This window comes from Ruminococcus flavefaciens MA2007 (assembly GCF_000621845.1).
In the GTDB taxonomy this organism is placed as follows: domain Bacteria; phylum Bacillota; class Clostridia; order Oscillospirales; family Ruminococcaceae; genus Ruminococcus; species Ruminococcus flavefaciens_E.
The window spans coordinates 218,216-237,713 of the sequence record NZ_JHXF01000008.1 but is presented as its reverse complement, the minus strand read 5'-3'; the positions used below and the strand labels follow the sequence as shown (position 1 = coordinate 237,713).

Genomic DNA, 19,498 nt, shown 5'->3' with positions numbered 1-19,498 from the left:
GGTCTTTTGCGAAAAAACCGAGTGCATCCTTGAGAATATCATTTGCTTTGCGAAGCTCGGCATTTTCACGCTCAAGCTCCGTAATACGCAGTTTTGCTTCATCGTCGGTCATCTGATACTTTTTAGCTTTGGCAGCGGCATTTCGCTTTGTACGCCAGTCTGATAGTGTGTAATACTGGATACCTAACTGCTGAGCAGCCTTTTTCAGTCCAATCTCATCCGAGAGCTTTAATGCTTCTTCTTTGAATTCTTTACTGTACTTCATAGTCGTTTTCCTTTTCCGGTTTTGTTATTTATATTCTACCAGATTTTTGGGTGTTTGTCGACTGCTCTTTCAGTATAACACTTCAAGGCACGTATTCTTGTTATTACCTTAAAACAACTTGGTTATTATGCTGCGGTTGGAGACACGATTGATACTCATGACCTGATTGACATAAAAGTCAAAGGCAAATATGAATATAAATGCAATCTGGAATATGGCCGTGAAAGCTGTGATATGGATGAGAACGGCGTTCTGCATATTCTTGATAACGGGAAAACTGCTTTGAACACTATAGTGTTAGAATACATTGCCACAGGAAGCGTAAAAAATCGAGTCGTGCTTGGCTCCATATAAATGTGAAAAATCCAATAAATGAAAACAACAGCTATGAGATGTCGGTTTCAGATGTCAGCTTCCGCGTGTATAATAATATGACAGACCAGGGAAAGGTGTTTATACAAACGCTAATGTGCAGTCAGCCGATTATTATGATATGCACTGCTTGAAAAAAGATCAAGCTGATACTGCTGTTGTATGATCGTTGCCAGTCCGTCAATGGACTTCCGCATATCTGTATGGCCGCAGACGATGTAGATATGATCGGAGCTCAGATTTTTCAGCATTCCCGAAGCCCTCTCAGCAGTGTCAGAAGCATTGTTTCTGATACTTCCTGCGGAAGCTCGATCTCGATACCGTTTTTTCTGATCATAACCTTTTCACACACCGGAATTGGCTGTATCGTTTCCGGTTCCGACCGCTGTAATGCTGCAGATGAACTCAATGGAACGATTGGCTGGATCGTATTGGTTGTCTGTTCTATCAGGGCTGTTCTCACCACACGCAGTCTTCTGTAGTAGGTGTTGCAGCTGATGCCTTTCATCCGGCACCATTCTTTGATTTTCATACCGCTGCTCTGGCATTCTGCGATTTCTTCTGCCCACTTCCGGTAACGCAGTTCTCTCTTCACTTCTTTGATTGTTGCCATTTTCTCAGCTCTTTTCAGCGATTTCCGCCTCGGAACTATTTTACTGCTTTTTCATTTCGGTGTAAAGGGCTGGGCTTGGTTGCGCATACTACACTACTTCAGAGGTTTACACAAATTTTAGGATAGACTCGCACAGGGATACAAAAAACAGCGGCTAAGGAGAGCAATTCGCTTTCTTAGCCGCTATTTTGTATTTTACTACCATTTTGGATTTTCTGTAGTGCTATTATTGTTTTCAACTGATTGTATGGAATCTGCAAGAACATCCAGACGAAGAAAAATATTGTTTGTATTGGCAGTCTGCAATATTGTGTCTGAAATCTCAACCGATGAAACCAGTTTTACGCTTTTATCCCCCGACTTGATCGGTTGTATTGTCTCAAAATACTGTACTTTTCCATTATCTGATACTGTTTTCCATTTATCGCTCCAGTTTTCAGCAAGATTTACCGTGACTACTGTGTCCCCTCCGCCGCTGTCTTTGAATAATAGCTTATTATCTTCGATCACAGCACTGCAAATATCGGTAACGTCTTCAATTCCTGAAACAACGCATCCTGATGAATCATACCATGAGGGTACAAGACGTACCCTCAAGTATTCTCCGTTAGGGTTGCTGATCTCACCCACTTCAACTTCTTTTACAGTAACATGATTTCCTTTAGCATTTGTAGTCTCTGACCATTCTATTTCATTCTTTTGAGTTTCAGCAGGCTTGCTTTGATTTTCGGCAATCGCAATATCCTGTTTTGCAGGGTGGAATTGATTGCTCCTCTCTGCACTTTTCAGCATGAGTGCAAAAACAACTAACGGAGTCAGAAACAATATGACAGATACAGCAGCCGCAGCTGCGATAGTTTTTTTCTTTGATTTCATATTGTTCCCCCTTTTATCAGGATGTACTGTTCTTGGTTATACTGTTCTTTGCCCATGATTGTGATGACAGATAAGCGTATTCGGTTTCGCTGTTTGCAAAGCAGGCAATTGGAATATTGTTAGTACCATCAACCGTCAGAACAACAGCACCGTCCGTTCTTGCATTACCCGTACTTCCTTTTATTTTGTTTGAACCTTTCCAAAACTCATAATCGGTTTTCGACCAGTCAGTTACCTCGGTTATCTTGTAAATACCTTTTTGCTTTGTACAGATGTGCTGCTTTCCTGTTCGGATATCTGCGGGGAATGTATAAGCGCCTCCAACGGTTACCTTATGACTTGCGGAATCATAACTGAATTTGTCATCAGATGAATTAGCGATGGTGAAATTTTCATTCACATAATCAGTACAGTTAAGCGTTACATAGAATGTTTCCAGAACTGATGCCGCAGGATCATCGATATCAGTATTTAAAGCAAATCTTTCGATCTTGAAAAGGAACATTTGCTCTGCATCGCCGTTTTCATGCATATACTTATCCATGAAAATCGTTTTTTCAATGTCGAAATAATACTCTTCCTGAGGAGGTGCTGTACTTGAACGCTGATTAGGAACGCTGATAACATATGTTACATGAGAGCCGTCAAGTGAATCTACTGTTTTTAATTCTCCATAAGCTCCGGCGTTTTCAATTTCTATTCCATTCTCTGTGATAGAAAACCTGATAGTTCTGCTGCTTTCGTTAATTTCATAGCCCTGCGGTGCCTCAACTTCTTCAAGGTAATATGTACCTTGTGCAAGTGTATTGTCGATCTTTGGAATGATACCCGTTCCGACCGCAGAAATAAGGTTTGAATAACCGGGCAGGGGAGTGGATTCCTTTTCATAGCCGCTGACAGTCATAACCTCTCTGTAAAGATTGAACCGAGCTCCCGGAAGCGGTATATCAGTACCGCTCTTTACCTTTTTGATGTCAAACGTATAAGTCTTGTTATAAATGTCTATTATTGCTGTAAGGACACCGCTTTTCGGTTCAACATCATATTCAGCCCAGTCTCTTTTCTCCGTGGCATCTTCATCAGGATGAATACTGTCATTATCAGTGTCATTTGGATTATCCCAATTATCAAGTCTGTATATTCCCGAACTATCTTCTGTGATGCTGAAAGTGATCGGTCCGGTAATACCTATATGCTGCAGCGGTGCAACTGTCTGTTTGATCAGATAGTTTCCTGCTTCAAAATTGTACAGTACGGTAATATTGCCTGTCGTATCGGATACATAAGTATTCATAAGCTTATAATATTTGTCTCCGACCTTCAAGCTCGTCTTATCATGCGCCTCCGCACTCGTAACCTCTTTATAAAGTTGGAATGAGCCACCCGCAAGCGGACAATCAGGGGCAGTGGTATTGTTCCATTCATGCAGATTTATCTCGATACCGCCCTTTCTGGCATTTCTGATAGTATCAATACGTGCATTTTCCTCACTGACATTATCGTTTGTTGTATACATAACACCGTCGGTATATGACACAGTGTACTCCTGCGGCAGCAGATTAGGTTCAATGCTGACATCGAGACGTGTGCCCTTAATTATTGAGCCATTATCTTCTGTGATTTCATATGCAACATACTTGCTTGCCGCCTTTACAGTATCTTCCGGAGTATTAAAATCAAATATTGTTTCAGAATGGCGAGAATCTGAATCTGCATCCGGAGAGGACATAGTGCGTTGTATAATAGGATTTGTTGCTTCTTCACTGTCAAATATACCGACTGTTACACTGCCTGTCTCTGAATTCTGCCACCACTTTGTCACATGAAGTTTAAAGGAATCTTTTCTGTCAGCTACGCCAATTGTAATTTTCTTATCATCCGGATTATCGGATATCTTTTTGATCTTCCGCAACGATCCATAGCTTTTTACATAACCATTTTCATCGACAACGGGATTTGTCAGTTCAACCTCATAGATTCCGTAATTGGAAAGGTGTTTGCCCTGTGGCATACTGTCAAAGAAGTATTGCACTGTTGTATTAGGTGATTCCAGACACTTCACTGTGTCGTTCAGCAGTGTATCATCAAGATAAACAGCGGTATATACCTTGTCATGTGCTGTTGTGAAGTCCGCATCGCTCCATATTTTGTTTGCACGGATACCGAAGCCACGGCAGTTATTTACTGTCACAGAAGCGTCCATGCCTTTTTTTATTGTTCCGGCACTGTTTATTGCGGCAGTATGTTCTACACCGTCAACAATGTACTTTTTGTCAATATCATAAGAGCTGATGAGCGAGCCGTTCATAGTGTACGGAAGCTTTTTGATCTTGTTAACATTGACTTTGTGTACCTGATATTTAGTAAGGTCAGGAGCATTAGCATCAAAAGTGAACACTGCGTTGGTGTCGGGATAAACGAGCTCCATTATCTGGTTTGGGATAAGTTTTGCGTTTTCATCATATACCGCAAGTTTTATCTTGTCGCCGTCATGTGCATTTGTTCCCCAAATAGAACCGTTTACAGTCAGAGTATTTTTATCAGGATCAGCAATTGCAGAAATGTTTGAAACTTTATCAACAGTTACTTCATAAGCCTCATACTGATCCGCATTGGAGAGAGCTGTTTTTGACTCCTTGTAGTTGAACGCAAATGTTGTTGTGTTGGGGTCTTCTGTCTCGCTGCACTCATTAACATATCCGTAAACCAGATTATCAGATTTATAAAGGGCAACCAACTGCTGTTCGTTTGGATTTTCCGCATCATTCCATTCAAGATTTACAGACAGTTTGAAAATGCCGCCTTCGTCATTGATCGCATAACCTCTTTCACAGTAATAGTCGAGGAGCTTATATCCGACAGGTATCTCATAATCACGTTCTATTACCATAAACTTTGTTCCGACAAGCAGACCCGGAACATGAACAGTGTAACCTGCCGGAATGTTAGAAATAGAACCATAAGGCGATGTGTGTGAGGTAAGTTTTACTCTGGTCTCTTCATCCAGTGAAGAAATCTGATAAGCGGTGATGCCGTTAGGGTAATCAGTGGAAGTATAACGCTCAAACTGCTGCTTTGCTGCATTCCATTTGCATACTTTATATTCGGGGTCAAGCACATTATACGCTCTCAGCGATGCAAGCTGAAGCTCCGAACCTGTTCCGTTAGAAAGGTAAAGACGATAATTGAATGTAGTTTTATCCTCTTTGGTCTCGTCAGCGGGATTGCTGAAATGCAGTTCATTATTCTTAACTTTAACCTTGCTTGAATAAAGCTTCTTGGTGATATTCAGCGCCTGTATGCTATTCGGCGTGATCTCATTTTTCAGTGTGATTGCAGGTAGTGCACCAACCTCAGCGGCTTCCATAATAAGATCCTTGATATTTCCCGAAGCAATAACGTCTTTTTCCGTAAAATCTACTGTATGCGAATTACCTTCATCATCAGTAATTTCCGAATCGGATGAAACATTGTATATGTCACGGTTTACTGCACACTCAACGATCTTGTAATGCATAGCGTCATCGGGGAAGCTGATTTCAATAGGTTTTCTGGGGACTACAAAGAATACATTTTCGTATGTTTTATTCACGTTAGGAGGTTTATACTCTGCTGCGTATTTCACGCTTTGCGTTGAATTCTGATACGAAACACTCGGCGTATTCTCCTCGGACTTATCTGTAAGGTAATACCAGTCCTGATCATCTTCATCATTTTTCTGATACATAATCTGTATCGGGAACTGTACACCATTGAGGTCTGTCTGATCAAGATCGCCGTCCTCCGTGCTGGTAAACTTCTTTTCAAACTGTACATTACCAGGTGTAACAGACGAAATATTGAAACGCATATGGAGGTTTGATGCACCTTCACCGCGCTCCATGTAGAATATTTTCATGTGATGCTCGGTGTAGTCCTTGAAAATTTCTTCAAACTCCCCGGGATTATTTTTATCTTCGGCAAAGAACTGACTGAGATAGGCATTAACTTCATTCTGTGACGGTTCTGTATTATGTTCTGCCTTATATCTATTTTTATAGTTTGATTCAAATACTGATTTTAATGTGCCTATTTGAGATCCGTTTATTTCGACCTTTCCGGTTTTAAAGTTTACCTTTCCGCCGACCGCAGAGTGAATACCACCAAGGTCAAGTACAAGTTCGCCGTCAACATAAAGCCAGAAGTCATCATCACCTGTAAATTCGAAGATAACATCATGGCCCCATGCATCAAGACCGCTTGGTGTCTGTATAAACTTTGCTTCAAGTTCCATACCGAAATGATAATCAGGATTATTTATAAGATGAAGTTTTTCATATTTTCGCGGTTCATCATCAGAAAGACTGTTCTGAAGGGCATTATACTCATTTATACCGTTTGTACTTGCATAAATATCCGCATCAATATCATTGTACGGATAGAACTGTCCGTGTTTTAAGGAAGGCTTAGATTGTGAATCATGAGTTCCCAATTCTCTGTAAACGGTAAAATCATATCCTGTTTCAGTATGTTCAACACCATCTTCATCTTTATAGGTACGTGTATATGGTTTCCTCTGATTGTCCTCTCCTCCAAAGAGCGTCGCAAAGTTCTGACAGCTGTCAAACTCAAAATAACCGCTGGCATCATGGATACTTTGTATAAAAAGATGATTTGCGTTTTCCAATTTATCAGGCTTAAACAATTGTGACAATGATTTATCTAACTTTGTTTTAGGATATCCATCGCTTTTCAGGTCAGAAGATAGAATATCCTTTACAATACGCTGTGGGTTACTAGCATCCCATTGTGAACTATCGCCTAAAACATTATTCTGTTCATTACGGCTGCTTTTGTTAAAATTTATCATTTTCATTTTTATGCCATAGTCATAATTATCGACCGTTGCAACGGTATGCAGTTCATCCGAAGTATCATCCTGAGTTTTATTTATAACGGCAAAATAGTAGTCGTGTGCATACGCCATGTCTTTTGCTTCAATTTGAGTTGTATTTTTATTGCAAACCGCAGCATAGCCATAGTTATCAAAATCCCAGGAAAGTATGGTCGAAAAGTATTCGCCGTAATTAACAGCACCTGAACCTGTCACCTCATATGTACGCCCGGGCAGAAGCAAACCGGGTTTCGATATTGATGTAACACTGCCGTCAAACTGCGGATTCAGGTAACGTCCCGAATATTGATTCTGTAAGTCATAGTAGCCGTTTTCCTTTCCGTTCTCAGTGTATACGCTCAGTTTCCAGAGAAGAGTGTTGACGGAATCACCCATCCACATTAATTTATCTCCGTATGCATAGCAGCGCTTTAAAGAACCGTCATAGTTGATTGCGTAAAAATCATAGCGTTCGTCAGTCTCATTCCAGATACGTGTATAAATAATGACTTCCTGCCCATCGCAGGCTCTTTCTCCGTCAGATACGCTGATTCTGTCTGCTGTGTAGGTTATTCTCTGATCTGCGTTAAGTATTGTTTTCTTTACGAACCATAAGTCAGTACCTGTATTATCAAGGGTAAAGGTGTTATTCTTAAAGCTTACATATTTATTGTTCGCCGTATCCAATAGCTTGATACGCTTTCTTTTATCCGTATTGACCTTAGGGGTAACAGGGTTAACCTTAAAGGCTGTTGCCTCATTTGAGTCATCTGTCATAGAAAGTGAACTGCCGTCAGATTTGAGATATTTGTTCGTTGCAGAGTCTATCAGCTTATACTTGTCAGATTCTGTCCATTCAAACTTCCATTCGGAAATATCCACATTATCCGTAATGTAGAGAGTTTTTCTTGAACTTGAACTACCCTCATCACGGGTATCAACGCCGTACATCTTTGCAAAAATGTTTTCCTCATCTGATGCAATGCCATAGCCGATGGAGTTTCCGTCAGTGTATGACATTAAGCCATATGTGGCTATTTCATTTCTTGTAAAGTCAAGCTTGTAGGGGTCGTCAGGAACTGTGCCAGTTGTTTCATATTTAAATTTGAACAAATAAGTTTTATCCTGATCTTTTGTATGTGTCATATAGTACCCGTTGCTACCGTAATTACTATTATAATCACCGTTAACAAATGTTCTTGTTTTTTTTACATTGTTGCCTGAAATCTGCCAATAATTCTGCTTATCGTCAGTTGGAGATGCTGTTGCTGAACTAACATAAAAATTATTATCCCAATCAGATTTCTTAATTCTAAATTCATTGTAGTAATTTTCTGGAATTGAACTGTAAAAGTAAAACAATCCATTTTGTTCATTTTTTGCACAAAGATAAACTGGTTCACTTGAAGCATTCAAATAATAAATTGAAAAAATATTATCTGTTCCATCTTTTTTTCTGAAATAAAACTGTGTTGCATTGCTTATATTGGTATCGGTTTTTATATTTCCTCCGGCATTATTAGTAAGTGTATTTTTTAAGAAATATGAATTTGAACTATTGCTCTCATTATTTACAATATAATAACAGTTGCCATCAAGTTGTGATATTGATGTCACTTCCTGATAATCTGTAGAACCGTCTATTGGGGATAAATTCGCCAAATCCGAATTATTCTCAGTTATCTCATAAACCGAAAATCCCGTAGCAAAAAAGCTTATTTTGCCTTCTTCAACAGCTATTTCAGTTATCTGCTCTCTTGTGCCGTCATCATGGATATGCCATAACTCAATATTTTCAATGTTTGTGATAACAGGGTCGTTTATTTCAACAAGTATCGGGTTTTCTTCACCTGGCTGATACTCATTTTCGCCGTCAGTGATAGTGATATCATAAGCGGCAATACCGTCATGTTCTTCTGATACATCAACAGCCTCAGCCTCTGCGCCCTCAGGTAGCATGCCGTCAAGTGTTATGATCTGTTCTGCTTCTTCGCCGTTCGGATGCAGTTCAATGCTCTGATAAGTGAGTTCTGTATCAGACATACCTGTTGTCTCGCTTTCAGTAACCGACGTTATCTCAGTCGTTGCCTCGGTTGTTGATACCGTAGTCTGCGAAATCGTTGTTTCATCTGCTATAGTAAAAACAGGTGATATATTTGATGCTGCCAGAACAGCTGCAGAAATAAAGCTCACAATTCTTCTTGTGATATTTTTTAGCATCTTGCTCTCAGCCCTTTCATCAGTTTTCAGTAAAGTTGTTTTTCTGCACGGAAACGGCAGAAGATTCAGCTGGATTTACTGTAACAGCCTGTGCCTCAATGTTGATTATATAGTTCTGATCAAATACTCCGAGGTAGTCCTTTTTTAAAACAGGTATCTCCAACTGGTCAAACAATTCTGCTGTTTCTTCCTGCGGTTTAACAATTCGCATCTCGTAGTTTTCACCATTCTTAGGTTTATTTACATAGTAAAAATAAAACACCTGTTCTGTTGTACCGTCATTCAGTATACGTTTCCCTTTATTTTCCATATAATAATCAAGATTGTAACATTCATCCAAAGTCCAGTTTTCAATTTGAGCACTTTGATTATCGAAACCGAAAAGCGGCGATGTTGTATTACCGTTTAACATTTTTATCGCATTCAAAATAGAATTCAGTCTGCGGTCATTATTATCAAAATCCGCCGCATACTCCGGGGTTCTGCCGCTTGAATCAAATCTTCCCAATGATACTGTCATTTTCAGACGGATATACAGATTATTATGACCTTCATTCCTTGCATAAGGATTTTTGGGTATCAACATTCCGGGTTCAGATGCTTTGGCTTTATTCTGACCAACAGCGTCCCATTCCGGCTCTAAAAGCTTTACTGATGTATTCTTCGCTATATACTTATTTGTAACTGCGTCTTCGCTGTGATAATACGAAAAAATACCTGCTAAAAGCAGAACATACACAATAAAAACAAGTGCAGTCGCAGTAAGCATCTGCCGCTTATTGCCATGAAACAAACGATTCAGACTCTGAATGATCCGCTCCACAGATATTCACCCTTTCATTCCTTATTTTTCTTATAAAATATACCTGATATGATAAGCAGTATTGCGATTATTCCAAGCAGCAACGCTCCTTTGAAAGTATGCAAAGAATCGAATAATCTGCCGATATGAGGTATTGCAAATACAGTTTTGCCTATATAGTTTTCTTTTGTAACAGGGTCCGGATCTTCAGCATTATTTGCATCACCTTTGGTTATTATAACATTATCCATTATTTTCTCTGCCCTATGAGTTACAAGCATATCATCGCTTACACGGAATGATATTACATCGCCTGCTTTTATGTTCTCATACTTGCTGTAAGTGCTTACAAAGCACACGCTTCCAATCGGAAGCAGTTCTCCCATTGAGCCTGATTTTACGTGATACAGCCGTATACCACATAAATATACTATTGCTAAGATAATACCGACAGTGATAATCGTTGTTGATATTATCTCATAAAGCGTATTGAATATTTTTTTGATCTTCGCCATAATTATAACAAAACGCACCCAATTCCCCCATAAGAATCAAGTGCGGATATATGCAGAAAAAAGCGCATAATATGCGGTTTTGCCATTATTCTTCAAATTTAATATATCATACAGAAATATCTGTAATTATCCAGTAAAAAGCAGGCTGTCGTGGGGAATCATTCCTGCTGTTCAATTGTAGGTCCTATAATTCCAATCAGTACGCCTCTTGCGTCTTCGTACTCATAGGTACAGGTCGACAGCAGAAGCAGTCTGTCGTTTTCTTTAATGTCATACTTATTCTTTGTTGCATAATCTGCTGATGCAAACAGGTCATCAATATATTTCTCACGCTCCGGTGTATCTGATACGTGATAAATCATAGAATCATCTGGAACATTTAGATATGCAAAAAATGAAACTGTATGCATTCCGTCATGAAGTGTGAGCTGTCCGACGGGATTTGCCGCCATAAATGCGCTGTCCTTGAACAGCGCAATATCCGCAAACATTCTCTGCTGCGGCATATGGTGAGCATATACTATTGAGTTGAATCCGCTGAAATCAGATGCGCATCGATAGTCCAGAAAAGGACATCCAAGCTCATAGTTGTATTTCATGTCAAATCCATTGTGCAGATAGAAGTTATTATCCTCAGCCTGAGCTATAGGAAAATCTATATGTGTATTTGGTATGGTTATCCATCCCACAACACTGCTGTTTATCATTGCCGCATCCGTAAGCGGATCAGTCTTTGCCGTTTTTGCAACCGTTATTGCAGTTGTTTCTGTAGATGGAACTGTAATTGCAGCTGTGCTTGTTTCAGGCACGGCAACATCAGGCTTTATCTGGGCGAAAAGCTGATTCTGCTCGGTATTTGCCGAAGATATCTGCCTTTCGGGTATGATAACATCGTCATAATAACGCCATCCGCAATAAGCACCTGCACAAACAAGAACTGCAGTCAGCGTATACAAAATACGGATTTTCATTTCTTTTCACGTTTTTTTCTGTCTTTGTGTATAAGCACAAGCAGAAATGCTATCATTGCAGATATTATGCCAATTAATACCAGCCATATCTTGCCGTCCTTTGCAAGATATCCTGTGAGCGGAGTTTTGAAAATGCTTCTTGATGATGTAGTTGTTACAGTCTGCGAACTTTCTTCTGTTGAAATGGAGATACCATCAGCTGTTGTGGAAACTGCTGTTTTTGAAGTAGTAACATTTCCTGAATTAACATTTGTAGAAGTGGGAGAGGTTGTTACTTTATAACCGCTTATAGGCATAACGGATGCGAAAAAAATCCACTTGAATTCTATTTCGCCCTCTGCGTACCCCGATCCGTTCGGACCTGTAAGAACGTGTGTGCCGTCGACATCAACAAGTTTATGTCCGTTATCCACATTCTGAATAACATCAAGGTCATTCCATATAACTTCCGCACGGAGCACATGGCTGTCTCCTGGGTTATATCTGCCTGTGTCGTAGTACGTCTGACTGAGGTCGATATTTCCTTTGCCGTTTACATCGCCCTTGTAGAATTCGTTGCCGTCGAGGTAGAATGTACATTGACAGCCTTTTTCAAGGTCAATCTCACCGTTTTTGAACAGCGGCTCAACATAGAAGTATATGTTGTATGCCTCGTCATCACGGAGATTCATAAGCTGGACCTCTTTTGAATAGGTCACGCCGTACTGCATATTTTCCACATGGAAGAAATATTCTCCTGTAGCGGAGTTGACGGGTCTGCCCTCTGAATCGAGAGCTGCCAGCCTCTCCGGAAGTCCCTTTACCGCTCCTTCGGGTAAAACAACCTCCGCAAAAGCTGTCATATGATAACTTAAAGATGAAAGGAGAAGGAGACAGCTTGACAAAGCGGTCAATAATTTCTTCGCACGCATTGTGCTGTCTCCTTTCCTGTAGATTTTATGTATTATGCCATGGGCATCATGTGGTTGCTGTCCATGTAACCTTTGCAAGGTCAGCAGCAGCAGTTGCAGATCCGCTTGCTCCGATTGCAGCGCTTTCAGTTGTTGCAGCCCAACCGCTCTTAACAGAATCAGCAGTCTCATTTCCAGCATTGTCCTTTGTGACCTGAATAGATTCAAGGTTAACGTTGAGATCAAAGTCAAATGCGAGGAAATCCTCCTGAGTAGTGCCGCTGTCAAGCTGAACGTTCTTAACGAGGATTTTTGTTTTTTCACCCGATTCTACATCATCTGTGTAGTAGAATGTTGTACCGGTACCTATTTTCTGCCATTTATCAGCTGTATCATCGCCGATATTATCAAGCTCTATATTGATCTTCAGAGTATCGCTTCCGCCTGTCTGTGAAACAGCAAAATAGGGATTGGTAGTGCCGAAAGGCGATGGGGCAGTTGTTGTGGGCACATTATATGTCCATGTGAGCTCATCATTAGCTAATGTGTTTTCTTTTGCAGTGTATACCTTAACAGTTGCAAGTGCTGTATCGAAGGCAGCTCCGGACTTTCCGGCAAGCTCGGAAATATAAACATTCTTGCCCTTGTTTGCTACACCGCCGCTAACAGTGCTGTCGTTGGCTGTCTTGAGTGCATAGTAATTTGTTCCGTCGTAGTAATAGCCGCTGAACTGAGCTGTAGCAGGGTCAACATTACCTGTTCCAGCAACAAGGTCATAGTTTCTTCTGAAAATGAACAGACCGGCAGCACTGGGCGTGAAGGTATCGCTGTCAACAAGCTTTACTGCTCCCTGACCAGTTGTATACGCTGTCTTGTCGCCGTAATCCGTTCCGCTTTCGGACTGATTTGTCGTATAGTTGTATGCAGCGCCGGCATAAGCAAGCTCGCCTGACTGGAGAGCCTTTCTCTCATCGTCATCCAAAACTCTGTAGTAATTGTCAGAAGCATCTTTCTTGGTAAGCTTCAATGTGGTATAAGGTGCTTCTGTTACATTGCTCAAAGTTGTTGTAGCGAATGTTGTATAAACAACACCGGCGTCGCCTTTAACGAGCTTCATATCACCGGTGAGCCACATACGAACGAAAGCGTCAACATTACCGGTATTGATAGCGGCTGCTTCCTTCTTTATTGTCTGACCGGGTACCCAATCCTCTGGGGGAGTAAAGTCTTCGGTCACGCTAACATTGTAGCTTGCATTAGCACTCAGACGGTTAGTTACCTCATCCTTGCTGGTGAACCATGCAAAGGTACTGCCTGCCATAACAGCAGCTGCAATACAAAGTGATGCAATTAAAACACGTTTTTCTCTGGAAGTCTTTTTCTTCTTGGAAACATCATTTTTCATAACTTATATCCTCCTGTTATTTAAACATTATTTTTTGAATCTGCCTTGACGTAATCGTCGGCATGAATATTTTCATTTTTTGATTTCAGATCAAAGTAATACTTCATCATCTTGAAAAATATGAGTATCAACACGATCAATGGTACGATAAAATACCACCTTAACTGCACAAATCTTACTATTACTCCCAATTTCGGAACGTGGAACTGCACCTTTCCGATAACTCGGCTCTCATCAATAAGGAATGAGTCTTCGGTGTTGTTAGCGTCACCCTTTGTTCTGAAACAAGTAACACCAGTGCCCTGATAGTCGGTAAATTTTTCTGTAACTCGGTGTGTCAGGTATGCTTCGCCTCCGCTCGACGGGTTAAAAGTGATGACATCACCCGTATTTATGTTCTTTGCATCTGAGATTTTTACAAAGACCATATCTCCGCTTGAAAATTCGGGAACCATTGAGTCAGTAAGCACAACATAATACCTAAAACCAAACAACGACTTATTCGGACTCTTGCTTGCCGCAAAAAAAACTGCGATAATTATAATAAAAAAGGATAAACAGTATATAAAGACCTTGCGGATTGCCAAAAAAACGCGAGTTCCTTTGCTTATATCAACACTTGCTTCTTCTTTTGCAGTCGTACTCACTTATGGCATTCCTCCCATCCTTTTTTCAAATATTATATTGCAATTTAGTACATATTTTGCTATATATAGAAATTATATCACAGAATAAACTGCATGTAAATAGAATTTATTTCCTTTAATAATCTTTTTTGAAAAAATTGTCGAATCTATACAATTATACACTATAATAATTGCCGCTTAATACAAAAAAGAATATTGACGCCGAAGATTCACTCATACTAATTGTACATATAGTAATATTTGAGTGAGGTTGTACCCATCGTCATAGGACTTGTTCCCGCCAAACAGACCCCTGCTATGATTCTGTCTGACGATGATAAGATATTTCCATTCCTTCTTCACCATGCAAAAGAAAAGCCTTCCCATATAAATAGGAAGGCTTTTCACTAATGTCAAATGAGCATTATCTTAAATGTTACAACTGAATATGGCTGCGACGGCTGAAATAGAACCAACGATTTTCGTGGGATTGGATATACTATGAATCTGCTAAGCGAAAACGTGCGTAGTAGATTATATTAGAAACTGGCATCATGCCAATTTGACTTATCGCCTTGTTTTTATTATAATAAATGATTCCTTAACATTTTGGGATTAAATTCCATTTTGAAAGATTTTTTGCCTTCCGTGCTTACTCTTTCATATTATAACGAATCAACCATTAATTCAGTCTCAAATGAACCGTTATTATCGGTATCAACTGCGATTCCAATAGTGTTTTCATCTTTTTCAAACAAGAATACTTTAGAATAATCAGTTGAAAAAGTTACGTTAACTGTAACATCATCATTATATGCACTAGCTGTGACATTTTTTAAATTTGTAGCTTCAAGTATATATCCGTTTTCTTCTTTATTTAAGGTTGCATCAGTTACACCGCTACCTTTAACTGAAAAACTATACCAGTCTGTTACTTTGTATCCATCATTAAGAACAATACCAAGCTCATAATCAGTATTCTTTCCACTAACAGTAACACAATCCGATGGGAAAAAGTTAACTGCTGAACCTGAAGAAGCATTTACATTGAGCATGCTATTCTCATATGATAGTGAAAGATCTATCTGTTCAGGTTTTTTCAGATTTAAAACGTAGCTTGCAGCCGAATCATTTAAAGCAAACATAAGAGAGTTGTTTTCAAAATAATCATCTGTGAAAGACGCAACCTGCTTTATATCATCATCTTCTGTTGAAGCATATGCATACATTCTGGTATTATGATTGACCTTAGTCAGTTTATATTCGCCCATTATAGGTGAAGATTGAAGTGTAGCGATGTAATTATCATACATATACTTATCTGAGCCATTAATATATCCATGATGATTTATAATATCCAGGTCATCAGTTATTAATCCTAAATAGCTATCATTATCTGTACTTAACTGATAATATGGAATCGTCCATGAACCATCAGATGAATTAAAATACAAACAATAATCAGCATCATAATCAATTCTATTATTATCATAAACCATTATTCTGCCATTATATTTCTTTATCTCACCATCTACATTACATTTATATTCTCCATATTCAACATCATATGCAACAACAGCATGTGCAGAAATTTTGTTCCCTCCGAAAAAATGGCCACCAAAGCATAAAAGTGTCGGAGAACCATCTTTCAAGCATGAAACCAAATGTTCAAGTTTTTCTTTTTCGGATTTATAAATGAAATCCAAGTCTTTCTGCCGAACAACATCTGTAAATTGCAGAGAGAAATAGTAATTGATAAGCGATTTTACTTCATCAGAAGGAGGCCCCGGAATTTTAAATAGAGTATTTGCATTATTATACCAATTATATGGATTTAAAATTCGATTATTCGCAAGTATTGAGGTAATTGCCATACCAAAACACGAGCCACCAAAAGGTTGGTTCTTGACATTATAATTAATACGTACTTTTTCGGTGTTATTTAAGCCGTCCATTAGTTTTTTCCAATACTTATCATTGATATAATAAGTATCTCCAAAATTATAACGCGAATTATTGAATGACCAATTGTCAGCTCCATTAGAAAATTTGCTGTTTGACAAATCACCGTTTTCATAAAAATAATACTGTTTACCATCAATAGCCTTCCAACCAGTTACCATTGCACCATTTGGTTCTAAATAATACCATTTGCCTTTGTCCTGCTTCCAGCCGGTGTGCATAGCACCATTGGGATCTAAATAGTACCACTTTCCGTTGTCCAGCTTCCACCCAGTATGCATAGCACCATTTGTATTAAAAAAGTAATATGTACCATCGATCTTTTGCCAACCAGTCAGCATAGCACCAACTACTCTATTTCTATCTACTATTACACCATTAACTTTTTTATTAAGATAATACCAGTTACCTTCGTCTTTTAGCCATCCCGTCTGCATCCAACCACTTTCATCGAAGTGATACCACAAATTCCCATTTTTTTCCCAGTCATTTTGGGTATAAGAACCATCAGCATGCTGATACCACCATCTATCAGTTCCTTTGTCATATATCCATTTTCCGGGAACATTTTCACTGTAGGCATATGCTGTCAATTGGTTACTATCAGTAATTGCTGTATCACTCGGGATTAACCCTGCATTTGCTGCGATTATAGTTAATGACAATACCGCACTTATTATTTTGCTTTGTTTCATAATAATCTCCTGTCTTTAATATAAAGATATTAGCTTGTTAGAGCTGTTAGTAATATGTGTTTATTATAAATTATAATATTCAGAAAGTCAAGTAATTAAGCCTAAAACAACAATAAATGCAAAAGAGTAACGACAAAAAAGTCCACCACGAATAGCAGACTCTCGTTGCATTTTTATTAGGAGCTCAAGAGCATAATCCACCCACTCAGCAAATTCAGCCCATTTAATCTCCTCAAAAATATAGAAGGAAACATCTATACGAATAATTAGTTAATTGAGTTTTTATTTTATCTTTTTGAAAAATAGTGAAATATTGACAAATCTCACAATAATATTATGTCTGTTTTGCACACAAATAGTGTCCTCATAGTGTCCTCGTCAAATTTAGTTAAATAAATAAGCGTTTCTCAAATTGAGAAACGCTTATTTCTAGCCGATTATAAAATGGAGCATAGGGGATTCGAACCCCTGACTCCCACACTGCCAGTGTGATGCGCTCCCAACTGCGCTAATGCCCCGTATGATATTATTATATCACAGTCACGGGACAAAGTCAATATCTATCGCATTATTTTGCACATCAGCAGCGCCGCTTTCACGCAAACTCTGCTTCAGTAATACAGCGCGTATCCTTCGGCTTCGGAGCTCTTCACGGCGGCTATCTGCTTGTCGATTATGTCGGGATCGTTTATCCATTCAAGCTCTCCTGCCGCTCCTGCCCACTTATCCTCTCTGCCCAGTTTGTATGGTGCGAGTCCAACGATCAGCGAAACTCCGCCGCTGACAAGCTCCTCCCACTGTGCAAGAGTCGGCAGGAACGGACAGCACTCGTTCTCAAATCCGAAATACAGCTGCGGAGCTATATAGTCACAGAAGCCCTTATCGCCGCCCCAGCGCCGCACATCTGCGTACTGGGAGTTGTAATCGCTGTCGATGTTTCCCTGTGGACTTATGCCGAAAAGAAGCCTTTCATCATGGGACTTCACAGCGTCACGAATAGCCTTTACATAGCGGCTTACGACATCTGTTCGCCATTCGGCAAGGTCTGATTCGCCGCTTTTTTCAAACTCCGCGCTGTCAAAGTCCTCGTCGGTGGTGGGATAAAAATAGTCGTCGATATGGACTCCGTCAACGTCATAATTGTCCAGTATTTCGCCGATTGCAGCTTCAAGTAGCTCCACAGTCTCGGGATAGGAAGGCACAAGGTACCAGCGCCCGTTGACAGCTTTCACGTAGGGCTCACCTGCGTTTATCCACTTTTTTATGATAAAATCATCGGGGAGCCTGTTCATCTCTTCCTCTGTTTGCAGGCGTAGAGGATTTATCCACCCGTGAACTGATATTCCCAGCCTGTGTGCTTCATCGAGAACTATCTGTAATGAGTCGTAGCCTCCGTCGAGGTATGAGCCCTTAGGGAATATCTCCGAGCTATAATAGGCGTCCCCCATTGGGTGGGCATGGAAATACAGAGTATTAACGTTCTCGGCTGCGGCGTCCTGTAATATCTCCGCAACTGCTTTACGGAACTCTTCCTCGCTTTTTCCCTGCAATATTTCTGGAAATTTCACATACGGCAGCCACATTCCCACCTGATTCGTGTAGTTTAATGGAGTATAGCTATGCTCCTCGGCGGCAGGCGGCACGGACTCCCTCATTATATCCGAGCCGCTGTTTATCGGCATTGCAGAGCAGCCTGATGACAACAAAAAAGCAGCCGCACAGGCAGCTGCTATGATTTTTTTCATACATCTCACCTCACTGAATTATATTCAGCAAGCGGACATGATATGCCATAGACGAAAGGCTATTTTTCGTAGCCGATAATAGTCATTCTCTCGTTGATGACCTGCTCCTCGCCTGTTCTGCGATAGCCCATTTTCTCGTAGAGATGACAGTTGCCCTTTTCCTGCAAAATTGTATCGAGAGCCCAGTTCTCTGCGCCGTGAAGCTCCTCGGCAGCTCTCATAGCTGCCTGAGCATAGCCTTTTCCGCGATACTCAGCCATAATGAATATAGGTGAGATACGCTTCTGACCACCGTCTTTCATATCCACAATGCGGATAGCTCCAACAGCTTTTTCACCGTCCATGATAAAGTAATAACAGGTAAAAGGCTGGCGGAGCCGCTCCTCAATACGGCTCAATGGCTCGTTGGCAGGGCTTATATCGTAGTCCTGATATTTTTCAAGGAGCTCCGAAAAGGCTTCGACCTGCATTTTCCAGAGCCTTTCGCAGTCCTCCATGCCGATTCTTTTAAGTTCGATATTCATTCGTGTTCTCCTGTACGATTCTGTTGACTTCATTTTTTGTAGGGGCTGATGCCTACATCAGCCCGTCATAATAATTGTTAAATTAACGGGACGCCGAGGGCGGCGTCCCCTACTAATTACAAAAGAGCTCCCGAAGAATACCTC

At 40.1% G+C, this 19,498-nt stretch carries 14 protein-coding genes and 1 tRNA gene; all 15 read right to left on the bottom strand.

The window, feature by feature from the left end; translation table 11 throughout:
• The coding region (locus T497_RS0105315; RefSeq protein ID WP_028514373.1) for a transposase at positions 1-265 on the bottom strand (265 nt) is incomplete at its 3' end.
• 464 nt (positions 266-729) lie between these two features.
• A complete protein-coding gene (gene tnpB / locus T497_RS17970; protein WP_080693305.1) occupies positions 730-888 on the bottom strand; it encodes an IS66 family insertion sequence element accessory protein TnpB in 159 nt (52 codons plus the stop codon).
• Positions 882-1,250 (bottom strand): IS66 family insertion sequence element accessory protein TnpA, encoded by a 369-nt coding sequence (gene tnpA / locus T497_RS0105310; RefSeq protein ID WP_028514726.1) that lies wholly within the window; start codon positions 1,248-1,250, stop codon positions 882-884. Before tnpA ends, tnpB begins: the two co-directional genes overlap by 7 nt.
• Positions 1,251-1,448: 198 nt before the next feature.
• A complete protein-coding gene (locus T497_RS0105305) occupies positions 1,449-2,126 on the bottom strand; it encodes a hypothetical protein (RefSeq protein WP_028514725.1) in 678 nt (225 codons plus the stop codon).
• A gap of 16 nt (positions 2,127-2,142) precedes the next feature.
• The gene (locus T497_RS0105300) at positions 2,143-9,219 is read right to left on the bottom strand and encodes a SpaA isopeptide-forming pilin-related protein (protein WP_028514724.1); all 7,077 of its coding nucleotides are present in this window, start codon (positions 9,217-9,219) and stop codon (positions 2,143-2,145) included.
• A 19-nt stretch (positions 9,220-9,238) separates the two neighbouring features.
• A complete protein-coding gene (locus T497_RS0105295) occupies positions 9,239-10,042 on the bottom strand; it encodes a hypothetical protein (protein WP_028514723.1) in 804 nt (267 codons plus the stop codon).
• Between the two features lie 14 nt (positions 10,043-10,056).
• Complete coding sequence (locus T497_RS15910) at positions 10,057-10,536, bottom strand: signal peptidase I (RefSeq protein WP_080693304.1); 480 nt, start codon at positions 10,534-10,536, stop codon at positions 10,057-10,059.
• A 158-nt stretch (positions 10,537-10,694) separates the two neighbouring features.
• Positions 10,695-11,507, bottom strand: a complete 813-nt coding sequence (locus T497_RS15905; protein ID WP_051530538.1) for a class B sortase — start codon at positions 11,505-11,507, stop codon at positions 10,695-10,697.
• Positions 11,504-12,418, bottom strand: coding sequence for a hypothetical protein (locus tag T497_RS0105280; RefSeq protein ID WP_028514722.1), 915 nt, complete (start codon positions 12,416-12,418; stop codon positions 11,504-11,506). The genes T497_RS15905 and T497_RS0105280 overlap by 4 nt, the downstream gene beginning before the upstream one ends.
• A 46-nt stretch (positions 12,419-12,464) precedes the next feature.
• The gene (locus tag T497_RS0105275) at positions 12,465-13,802 is read right to left on the bottom strand and encodes a BsaA family SipW-dependent biofilm matrix protein (protein ID WP_028514721.1); all 1,338 of its coding nucleotides are present in this window, start codon (positions 13,800-13,802) and stop codon (positions 12,465-12,467) included.
• Between the two features lie 20 nt (positions 13,803-13,822).
• Positions 13,823-14,449 carry a signal peptidase I gene (locus T497_RS15900; protein ID WP_242839973.1) on the bottom strand — a complete coding sequence of 209 codons (627 nt, stop codon included), beginning with the start codon at positions 14,447-14,449 and terminating at the stop codon, positions 13,823-13,825.
• Positions 14,450-15,093: 644 nt separating this feature from the next.
• A complete protein-coding gene (locus T497_RS17400) occupies positions 15,094-17,085 on the bottom strand; it encodes an N-acetylmuramoyl-L-alanine amidase family protein (RefSeq protein WP_051530537.1) in 1,992 nt (663 codons plus the stop codon).
• A gap of 445 nt (positions 17,086-17,530) precedes the next feature.
• A tRNA-Ala gene (locus T497_RS0105260) sits at positions 17,531-17,603 on the bottom strand.
• 93 nt (positions 17,604-17,696) lie between these two features.
• Positions 17,697-18,830 (bottom strand): glycoside hydrolase family 10 protein, encoded by a 1,134-nt coding sequence (locus tag T497_RS15890; protein WP_051530536.1) that lies wholly within the window; start codon positions 18,828-18,830, stop codon positions 17,697-17,699.
• Between the two features lie 59 nt (positions 18,831-18,889).
• The gene (locus T497_RS0105250) at positions 18,890-19,354 is read right to left on the bottom strand and encodes a GNAT family N-acetyltransferase (protein ID WP_028514720.1); all 465 of its coding nucleotides are present in this window, start codon (positions 19,352-19,354) and stop codon (positions 18,890-18,892) included.
• Between the last annotated feature and the right edge of the window lie 144 nt (positions 19,355-19,498).